Origin of the sequence: Methanosaeta sp. UBA356, assembly GCF_002496465.1 — an archaeon.
GTDB lineage: Archaea > Halobacteriota > Methanosarcinia > Methanotrichales > Methanotrichaceae > Methanothrix > Methanothrix soehngenii.
On the sequence record NZ_DAKC01000001.1, the window covers coordinates 2,061 to 12,355 of the forward strand.

A 10,295-nucleotide genomic window follows, 5' to 3' on the forward strand; every position below is an offset into this window, starting at 1 on the left:
TATCTATCCCCTCCTCCAGAATTTCCACCAGCCTTTCTTCTTGATCTCCTCTTCTCCGGGCTTCAGGGATAGCTGGCAGATGAGCTGTGCGAGGTGGCCGCAATTCATGACTTCATTCTTCCCTATATCCCAGCTCTTTTGCCTTGGCAAAGGCGGAATCTGACTCTTCTGTTCGATTAAGTGCCTTCAGGGTTTCACCTTTGAAATGCCAAATAAGTGCCTCTTGCGGATCAATTTCAATAGCCTTGTTGAAGGCTTCAAGGGCCTCTTCGTACCTGCTAAGGCCATAAAAGGCAGCGCCCTTGTTATTCCAGAGTATCGCATCTTTTGGATCTAGCTCAATGGCTCTTCCATATGCCTTGACCGCTTCGTCATGCTTTCCAAGATCCGCCAGTGCATTTCCTTTGCAATTCCAGGAGCTTGGATCTTTAGAATTTATCGATATTGCTTTATTATAAGCCTGGATAGCTTCCTCTTTCTTGCCTAGGCCAGATAAAGCCCATCCCTTATTATTCCATGCAATAGCGAACTTAGGTCTTATTGCTATGGCCCGATCATAGGCTTGAATGGCTTCATCATGCTTTCCCGAATTGTCTAGAGCTATTCCCTTGCCATTCCAAGCATCAGCGGATCTGGGATTTATATCGATGGCATTATTAAAAGCGATTATGGCTTCATCAAACCTATCCAATCTATTTAGAGCATATCCTTTTTCATTCCATGCTTCAGCGGATTTGGGATATAGCTCTGTGGCTTTATCAAAGCAGGAGATGGCCTCATCAGACTTCATCAGCTCTAATAAGGCAGCTCCTTTATTCACCCATGCCAATTTGTTCTTGGGATCTTTTCCTATGGCATTATCATAGCATGAAATGGCTTCATCAAATTTTCCTTGATCATATAGATCATCCCCTTTCTTGAGCCATTTACTTGCTTCGCGAGATTTCGGGATTCTCATTCTTGGTTCATCGGAATCCTTGAAATCAACAACACTCTGCGCTTTCTCTGAAGGGGCAACTGAGAATCCAAGCTCCTCTACATTAATGTGGCTTATTCTATCCGTTATCTTGAGAGCAGACTCAAATCGAGTATCATAGCCTCTGCTTATCACAAGCCCTTTGACGGGAACACTCTTGGCAATCCTTTCTTGCACCCACCCCATATAATTCGAGATTTGCCCGAATGTATTTTGGCTAGCTCTGACATTTTTTAGCTCTATCACTGTAAATCGTTTTTTTATCCGGTTATAACAGAGAAGATCAATTCGCCCGCCATTCCCTTTGCATATAAATTGCCTTCCGGTTTGATTTGAGATCGGGTCATTATATAATTCTAGATTATATTCAAACCTTTTTAGAATATCCAAATTAGCTACCAATGCATCTTCCAGATCTTTTTCCAATCCTATACTTTCCGCTATAGGCAGTCGTTGAGTATTCTCGATGAAATCTTTATATCCTGGATTATTTAAAGCAAGCAAATTATTAAGCTTGTTCCAGTATTCTAGCGATATTTTAAAATTGCTTCCTTGAAAACTGCATCGGAGAGGCCCCCACTCATCAAAATACGGATTCTGTCGCAGGTCCTTTGCATGAAGGGATTGCTCGAACTTATAGAGGACTTCGTAATCGCAGCCATAATCCCATCCCTTATCATTGTCATCTGCAATAGAATATGCATCGCTCTCTGCTTGAATCAAATAGCGGATGTCTTTTTTGGGTGATGTTCTCCATAAAAGAACAAGGTCACCCTCTTTGGTTGCTTTATTGCAGGTCCACCAGCCATCTGAGTCAGCCCCCAATGTGGGATCAAGATCTTCCCGATCGCAACCATCTTCATCCAGATAGTAATCAGGACGAGTCACCCAAAGCCAGTATTGGCGCTCGTTAGATTCTGAAATGTCTAACACCCCTAAGATCCGAATTTCCTGATTGGAAGTTGCTTCATTCGATCGACCCTGATATCTGTATTAGTCCCTTTATCCAATCATCAATGGCCTCTTTTGCGGTATTCATGTCATCCAGCTCTTTTTCCTGATGGGCAATATACTCATTTCTGAAGGAATAAATTTTATCGATAGTATCCAATATATCCTTCTTCTCTGCACCCGCAAATTTGCTTTTGATCGCAGAGAAGATCCCACCGGGCGGAACCCGAGGGCTTTTTGCATACTCCAGACACCATTTCAATAGCCCTATGGGCATTATCCCATCGTTCTCCAGAAGAGTCCGGCGCAAGTTGAACGCTTGCCTCTTATGAAAGCTCTCGTCTCTTGGATGCAGGACGCTCAAATCAGGCTCAAAGAACCTCTGCCTCTTATTGGGATCATCGGGAATGGCACCTTTTAGAGTTGAGATAATGTATCCTTTGGCGGCTTCATCCACTGCTCCCAGAAGCGGAGCGAAGACCGGAGAATAGGAGACTCCTGTCTTGTTCTCCAAGAATTTGAAGAGGGCTATCGCCTCCTGAACGCCCTTTCTCGCTTTCAAGGGCAGGCGATCGAAATCCTCATCGCTAATGAATTCATCCAGTGCTATCTTCTCCAGGTTGCCCTTCTCCAGGCTCAAGGGAGCTTCTATCTTCTCCCGGATGAGGTTCTGCTTGGCTGGTTCGCATAAGGAAAACAGTATCTCAACCTTATTATCATCGATCTGGGAGAAGGTCTCCTGGGGAACATAGAGGTACTCCCATTTGATTCCGCTATCTGAGGCGGCCTGACACCAGGCCATCGCCGCCCGGATCTTGAGGGGAACGTCTATGTCCACCCTTCCCTTGGTCTCAAGCATGACATAGCTGCCTCTATCGTTCAGGATTATGAAATCAGGAGTATAATGAGCCAGCCTGCCGGTATGGGTCTGATAATCGATCCTGATCGCCTCCGGCCCGGCATTTCTGAAGAAGGCCTTGACATCGGGAGCCCGGTCTAAGAACAGGGCCATATCCCTCTCGAAGGCGTTGGTACATGGAACCAGGTTGAAGACGGTCTTGGTGGCCTCAATGGTGGGATGGCGCTCGGAGTGGTTGGCCTGGTAGGGCTTCCATTGAACCACCGATCTGCCGCTGCCAATTGCTCTCTCCTCCAGTTTGATGGTGCTCTTGCTCAGGATGAGTGGCACGAATACGCCCCGAATATGCTCCCTGACATCGTGATCCGCCAGGCGGTTGATCAGGCGCTGGTCGAAGAGGGACACTCTCTCCCCAAAGAGCATGTCAGTCAGGAATATCTCCAGCAGGGGGGCGAGAGAGGAGTGAAGACCATGCAGGCCGGTGATATGCTCCAGCTCGCTGCGGTAGAAGGATATGGCTCCCACTCCGCTCTCCAGCAGGGGGAGCTTGATGTTCATCTCCTCCACGATTTCATTGGTGATGAGCGTTCTTCCTTCGTAGTGGATCTCGTCGGAGGACTGCTCTTTGAGCTTTAAATGTTTAAGGGCTGAGAACTGCTTCTTCACATCCTCAATGGTCAGCCCTTCCAGCTTGGGAATGCGGGTGTAGGCGGGGGAGATGGAAGGGACGAGCATATCCAGTTGATTTAGGTCCTTGTGCTCACCATCGGGAAAGATGCTCACAGTGATCTTGGGAATTTTATCAGGACCTACAATCGTTGGATAAACGCCTTCTTCGCCCAACTGGTCTTGATACAATTCAACGAATTTCCAATGTTCTATGACGGTTAAGATCTCATGAGGGCCGCCGGGGTAGGTCATGCGCCGCAGACCCCGGCCCAGGGTCTGCTCAGGAAGGATGTTGGCATCAGAAGTAAATGGTCGGAGGGGAACAATGGTGGTAACGTTTCGGACGTCCCAGCCCTCCCTGAGCATCAGGACGGATACGATGCATTGATAGGGGCTGGTTCCCTGGTCAAGTTCGCGGGAGAGTTTTCTTAATTCCCTCAGATCCTCGTCTTTGATATCCTTCTCGCTTTCCTCGAATACCGGTATACCGCTCTTCTTTCCGCCCATCCATTTGATCTTGCCTTTGAGGCGGGTGTGGAGGTTTATGGTCCGGCCATTAAGCTCTGAATACAATGAGGAGCTATTCAATTCCCGGGCGATCTGATCTGCGGCCTCGGTATTCTCAGCCATGATGAAGAGCAACGCCTTCTTGCCGCTCTTCTCCCATTCCTCTCTGGAGAGAAGCCAGCGCTTGTATCCGATCATCAGGTGCTGCTGGAATCGGTCTGCCGCATTCTCGCTGGGGCGCTCCACCAGCCCCTCGCCCCGCCCTATAACCGGGATCTTGACTATGCCCGCGTCCACTGCTTCGCCCAGGGGGGTATCGCAGATCACATGCTGGAAGATTCTGCCGTGGTTGTCCTTGGGAGTGGCGGAGAAGTCCAGCTGGGAGACGATCTCTCCTCCGGTTCGATCATGGATGGTCTGGTGGACATATTCAATGGCATCATTCCAGGCACTGTCCGGGTCCCAGAGATGATGGGCCTCATCGTTCAGGACCATAATTTTACGGTGGGAGGTCACCCGCTCCCTCAATGCCTCTCCGGTATCAAGGGCTCTGGACCTGGAGACGGCAGGGCCTAGCCAGTCGTGGCTTTCCACCAGGCTCTTTGACCTGCGTTTTGAGGTGTCATAGAGGCGGTGAATGTTGGTCAGGTAGATCCTGCCCCCGGTGGCCGCTCCGCTGGCTTCGTCTTGGAGGACAACGGAGATGTTCCAGTCCCCTCTCCAGGCTTCGGGGATGAGTGGGTCTGCTTCGAAGACCTTGCCGTCCCCGAAGTCCTCCTTGAGTCGCTCGAAGACGGTGATATTGGGGGCGATGATGAGAAAGTCCCTGGCCAGAATAGAGTCCTCCTCTCGCAGGGAGTGAAAGTAGCTCCAGACTATGGCCAGGCTCATCACTTTGGTCTTGCCCGAGCCGGTGGCCATCTTGAAGGCGTATTTGGGCCAGCGGTCGTCGTCGGGATTCACACCCAGGGCGGTGTCGTAGGAGTCTTCCCCCAGAAATTCGGCGGTGATGGTGGAGAGGGTGCGAATGCCCCGCACTTCGTAGAGGTAGATGAATGTCTCTATGGCTTCTCTCTGGCAGAAGTAGTAGCGGAAGGGGGTCTGCTGCCCGTCATTCTCTTTTAGGTGCTCTTCGCCAAACCAGAAATGGAGCAGGTCTCTGGTGGTCTGGGATGCGCCGGGATAGTCGCTATCTCGCCAGTCTTTAACGAAGCGGCGCAGGTTCTGAGCTATGGGGATATATGAGGGACGGCGGCCTGATATGATCTGGGCGGGATCGCCCTTCCCTTCGCCTGGGGCGCGATATCTGCAGGGCTCTTCAAATGTCTGGTAGAGAGGTTCCAGGGCGGCCAGATTGACCACCGGGCCCGGACCGTTCTTCCGGGCGGTGCCCATGCTCTCATCGACTTCAGTCATAGCGGACCTCCACTACGGTGCTGGTATCGCAGCCGAAGATATCGACCACCTTGATGCAGGCTTTGTAGACACCTTTGCCCGGATAGCCATCAAATAAGGCATCGCTTGTGGTCCTGAGGCTGCGATCCCTGCGGGTGCGGTAGTCCTGCCACTGGTGCTCGAAGGGCTTGCCCTCCTGCCAGTTGAAGTCCACCGCCCAGAAGTCGATGAAGTCGAAGCCGTCCTTTGCCGCCCGATCCTTGAGGGCAGCCAGCTCCTTGCTGGGGACCTCGGCCAGGGAGGGAATGAACTTCTTAAGAATGATGTCCACCTTCTTCTTCCCGGAGACCTTTTTGATTACCGGCTCGGCCTCCAGCACTGCCACCTCAAAGAAGGGTGGTGGAGCGGTCCGGTTCTTCTCCATGATCTCCCGGGGAATAGTGATCAGCCTGATCCTGACCTCTTCAGAGGCCTCGATCTCCTGGCAGACCATGCGCAGATCCATCTCGAACTCCCAGGCCAGGCAGTGGACCTCCTTGCCACCGGCCTCGCGGGCGGAGCGGGCCACAGCCCTGACCTCTTCTCTGGTCAGGAGGGAGTCGATGCTGTCCACATAGACGAAGGCACCGCCCTTCCTGCCGTGCAGCCAGGCGGTCGGATTCGCCAGTGGATCGGCGCGGTAGAATCCCAAGACAACCCGACGGTGATCACGGTCGAAGCCCTGCAGGCGCTCTCTCTGCCACCACTGCCGTTCATATCGGCCCAGGTTGTAGACGTCGAAGGCCCGGTAGGGCTGGCCATCCGCCTGGAGCCTGCGCTGAAGGTCGATCAGCCGCTTTCTGCTGGTGTGGATGGCGAAGCGGCCCAGGTCGCACATGATCCAGCACCGGCCCAGCCGCTCCGCAACGGCACCGGTGGTGCCGGAGCCGCAGAAGAAGTCTGCGACCAGGTCGCCCTCGTTGGAGGAGGCGCGGATGATGCGCTCCAGGAGGCCTTCGGGCTTTTGGGTGTCATAACCAAGTCGCTCCAGCGATTGTGGTGGAACTGGTGAGATATCTGTCCAAATATCTTGTAACATTACTCCCGGCATTTCATCGAGATATCTCTTGTATGCAGGCATCTTTCCTGGATTATGAAATATTCTCCCTTCAAGATTTAATCGATTAAGAGCGTCTTGTACTGATTCCCCTGATTTGAGTCCCAAAGCCCAATGTCTCCCCGGAGCAGGCTTAACGTATTCATTATTCAGGAGTAGTGCGCTCCCAGATTCGCCATTTCTAGTACCAGCTGCTGTAAGATCGCTCAGTCTGTATCTTCGCCCAGTATCTGGTTCAATATGTTTGTAGAATGATTCTAAGTAGCTTTCATCATACTCAGTGAATAGTTGATTCCATTTCCATGATCCCGATTTTGAATAGAAGAATATCGTCTCATGGATTCTGCCATACTGTCCAATCCCATCGAAAGAACCGCTTTTGGCAGATTGCCGCTTCCATACAATCTCATTCTGAAATTTATCTGTTCCGAAAACATCATCAAGTAAGTTTTTAACAAGTGCAGAAACCTGCCAACCCACGTGGACATAAATGCTACCTTTGTCACTGAGCAACTCTTTCATTAAAGTCAAGCGCTCATACATCATATGCAAATACGAGTCAGTACCTTTTCCCCAAATATCCCGATACGCTATCATCTCAAGGAGAGATTGTTCTTTTTCCACTTCGCCGATATTTTCTCCCACAGGGATATGCATCGTAAAGTCCGCCCCCACATCGAAGGGCGGGTCGATGTAGATCAGATCGATCTTTCCCCGGAAGTCCTTCAGGAGCGAGGCCATCACCAGCTTGTTATCGCCCCAGATGAGCATGTTTCGAAAGTCATACTGCCGGGTGGTCTTCAGCTCTCCCAGGGTGGTCTGACCCCCGGCCAGGGCCTCGCTCCTGGGCATGTCCACGGTCTCAATCTTCTGCATGGGCATGGCACTGCCTGCAACGTCCACCGGGCGGCGAAGACCGTACTCATCATACTTGCCGTCCCAGACCAGCTCGGTCTTCATCTTCGAGAGCGGATGGGGATTGTCCGGCCCCCAGCGAACGGGCTCAGTCAAGGCAGAAGGCCTCCCGGAGATGAGCAATGACGGGAAATAACTGTGCAGCAGGCTTTGCAGACGTGGGGCAGATCGTCAATTATTATAATCCTCCTGGCGACGGCTTTGCCCTGGCGGACGAAAAAGCTTTTGCATGAACGATATTCTGTACGAAAAGCATTTATGCCCGAAGGGTATTATTTAATTAGTTACCCATTGGGATGTGCGCTTTGCGCATAGATGACCGATGGGAGTGATCTTTATACTTTTCCGAAGAGATAATCTCTAGCGATGATGAAATTGGGCTTGATTACGTCATAATACCTGCTATCGTTCTTCTCGAATTTCCTATATACGCTGCCACAGATGGAATCTGCACACTGTATGCCTCTGCTGTTATGCGACCGCTCCCATTTAACGTAAAGCCTTCTGTCCTTGAGCAACGGATTGACTTTCATGGGAAGGTACCTGGCCAAATCCCGCTTTATTGCCCTATCAGTTGAGCGCTGATCAACATAAACAGTGATATGCTCCGCTGAGTATCCGCTCTTAACAAGATTTTCGATCAAATAAAATAACATTAAGTTATATATTAAATTATTATCAGGATGGTTTTGAAATTCCTTATCGATTTTTTCCTTCTGAACATGGATATATCCAAACCTTCCTTTTAGCTCAGCCAGGCAAGTTAAGAACTCCATTTTTATTTCAGGACTCATATCATGAAAATGCAACTCGACTGGTTCCTTTCCTTTAAGCCCTTTTATTTTAGACTTCATATTATCTACACAAAGTTTATAATTTTTGTTTGAGAAAAATGCAAAGCCGATAATGAAGTTTTGGGTAGTGCCAGCAACACCAGCTTCATCAATAAAAATGTGTAGCATGCGCCTTTTGCCCCCAATTATGAATGCAGGCTAAATAGGCATCCGCTCAAACTGGAGAAAGCCTGGAGGATAAATCTGCATCTATATCCTGAATATCGTTCTGCATGATGCTTTGCAGCTCCCCCAGGTGGTCTGGCCTCCGGCCAGGGCCTCGCTCCTGGGGATATTCACGGTCTCGATCTTCTGCATGGGCATGGCGCTGCCTGCAACGTCCACCGGGCGGCGAAGACCGTACTCATCATACTTGCCGTCCCAGACCAGCTCGGTCTTCCTCCCACAGAGCGGATGGGGGTTGTCAGGCCCCAAGCGGACGGGCTCAGTCAAGGCAGAAGGCCTCCCGGAGGGGAGCGATGACGGGAGATAACTGTGCAGCAGGCTTTGCATGCGTGGGGCAGATCGTCAATTATTGTAATCCTCCTGGTGACGGCTTTGCCCTGGAGACGAAAAAGCTTTTGCATGAAGTAATGGTTTGTATTCCTGGGTATCACACGAAGCCTGGGTGAGATGAGTATTTGAGTCGGCAAAATAGGAGAGATGATCAATTCTTTTTTCGGAAGGATTTCAAGAAGGCTGCATATTCTTCGGGGGTAATTCCTGCATTGGTAAGCGCTTCTATGGTCCGGGGATCGTTTAGCAGAGCAACTATGATTTTTGAAGTCTCTTCATAGACTTTATCATGATGGTCAAAGTTAATTAATAAAATTTTGTCTTTAATAACCAAATAAGCCACAACAAAGGGATCAATATGCACGCTTCGAAGGCCTCGGAGGCCATGACGCTTTGGCTCTCCGATGGCGGGATTACTGATGATATCCTGAAGCTTCCTAATCACTCGTTCTTTTAATAATCCATCTTTTTTAGTTAATTTTTTAAATCTTTTCTCGAAATAGTATGTAGTGATTGGCTGATAAGCCATAATTATCTACAGATTTCGCAGGTAATCGGCCAACTCCTCATCATTCTTGAAGCGTGTGATCCGACCATCTTTGAAATCCCTAAGACCTTTTATTATTCCTTCCGCAAAGCTCTCCTCTTCCCGTTGTGGGCTGGCGCGATCAGTCTTGCGCATTGGAGTTTTCACAGCAGCAGGCATGTTAGTTAATCCTGACGGGAATGGATATATCTCTTTCTGCTTTCCCTTCCTGGCTGCATTTCAGGTAGCATGACAATTTTAATGCAAATCAGATCCATGCCCGCCCCTATGAACGCACTGGCAAGAGAAAGGCGAATAGGAATGAAGCAAGACCGCGAAAGCACAAGACCATATGTAATGGCGAATCGAAAATGCAATATTGAGAAGACAGCAAGATGGATTCGTAGGAAGGCCCGCCGGCTGGAAGGCGGCAGGTAGCTACATCTTGGATAGCTTCTTTAGTACCCGGCGATTGTGGTGCGTGCTCTCTCTGAAGTGCTCACGCTGCTCAGGAGAAAATGACTTAAGCCTTTCGTCCACTAAATCCCGGGCGGCTTGTGGATGTCTCATCATCATGGCCATAATATGCACCCATCTAGTAGGAGAGATATGGGTTTCGATGTGGCCTGCATCACATGATCAAGCTTTAAATCCTTTAAGAGCGCATAGGAAAAGTGCTATGTTCGCTGAGTATATCCGGGCGGCTTTATCAAAGGCAACTTATGAGATCATCGAAGACCAAGAGCCTTTCTACGGCGAGATCCCCGAACTTCGAGGAGTGTGGGCTATAGGAAAAACCCTAGAAGAATGTCGTGAGAACTTGAAGGGCGTTATCGAAGGCTGGATAGCCTTAAGACTGCGATTGGGTTTAGCCATACCACCTATTAATGGCATGCGATAGAGATCCCCCGGGCTGAAGCAGTTGTCTAGACTCACAAGCATCTAGAGTCCTCATAATCTCTTTCCAGGATGTGGTCAATCCGAAAAACGGCGTCCTTATCGAAAGAGCGAATAGAAAGATGCTTTACTAGAAAATCATGCTCCGGTTGGGA

At 49.8% G+C, this 10,295-nt stretch carries 9 protein-coding genes; 1 reads left to right on the plus strand and 8 read right to left on the minus strand.

Annotated features, from left to right (window positions below; translation table 11 throughout):
• Positions 1-112 precede the first annotated feature (112 nt).
• From BP727_RS00020 to BP727_RS00055, 8 genes are all read right to left on the minus strand, one after another.
• Positions 113-1,864, minus strand: coding sequence for a tetratricopeptide repeat protein (locus BP727_RS00020; protein WP_273278255.1), 1,752 nt, complete (start codon positions 1,862-1,864; stop codon positions 113-115).
• Between the two features lie 79 nt (positions 1,865-1,943).
• Positions 1,944-5,378, minus strand: a complete 3,435-nt coding sequence (locus BP727_RS00025; protein WP_286856636.1) for a DEAD/DEAH box helicase family protein — start codon at positions 5,376-5,378, stop codon at positions 1,944-1,946.
• Positions 5,371-7,464 (minus strand): site-specific DNA-methyltransferase, encoded by a 2,094-nt coding sequence (locus BP727_RS00030; RefSeq protein WP_286856637.1) that lies wholly within the window; start codon positions 7,462-7,464, stop codon positions 5,371-5,373. Before BP727_RS00030 ends, BP727_RS00025 begins: the two co-directional genes overlap by 8 nt.
• Positions 7,465-7,703: 239 nt before the next feature.
• The gene (locus BP727_RS00035; protein WP_286856639.1) at positions 7,704-8,330 is read right to left on the minus strand and encodes a DUF3800 domain-containing protein; all 627 of its coding nucleotides are present in this window, start codon (positions 8,328-8,330) and stop codon (positions 7,704-7,706) included.
• 81 nt (positions 8,331-8,411) lie between these two features.
• Positions 8,412-8,654, minus strand: a complete 243-nt coding sequence (locus BP727_RS00040; protein WP_013719651.1) for a hypothetical protein — start codon at positions 8,652-8,654, stop codon at positions 8,412-8,414.
• Positions 8,655-8,868: 214 nt separating this feature from the next.
• A complete protein-coding gene (locus BP727_RS00045; protein ID WP_286856641.1) occupies positions 8,869-9,246 on the minus strand; it encodes a type II toxin-antitoxin system RelE family toxin in 378 nt (125 codons plus the stop codon).
• Between the two features lie 6 nt (positions 9,247-9,252).
• Positions 9,253-9,423, minus strand: a complete 171-nt coding sequence (locus BP727_RS00050; protein WP_286856643.1) for a hypothetical protein — start codon at positions 9,421-9,423, stop codon at positions 9,253-9,255.
• Positions 9,424-9,681: 258 nt separating this feature from the next.
• Positions 9,682-9,825 (minus strand): hypothetical protein, encoded by a 144-nt coding sequence (locus BP727_RS00055; protein ID WP_286856644.1) that lies wholly within the window; start codon positions 9,823-9,825, stop codon positions 9,682-9,684.
• A gap of 97 nt (positions 9,826-9,922) precedes the next feature.
• Between BP727_RS00055 and BP727_RS00060 the strand changes: the two genes are divergently transcribed.
• On the plus strand, positions 9,923-10,144 hold the full coding sequence (locus tag BP727_RS00060; RefSeq protein WP_276837860.1) for a type II toxin-antitoxin system HicB family antitoxin: 222 nt from the start codon (positions 9,923-9,925) through the stop codon (positions 10,142-10,144).
• Positions 10,145-10,295 lie beyond the last annotated feature (151 nt).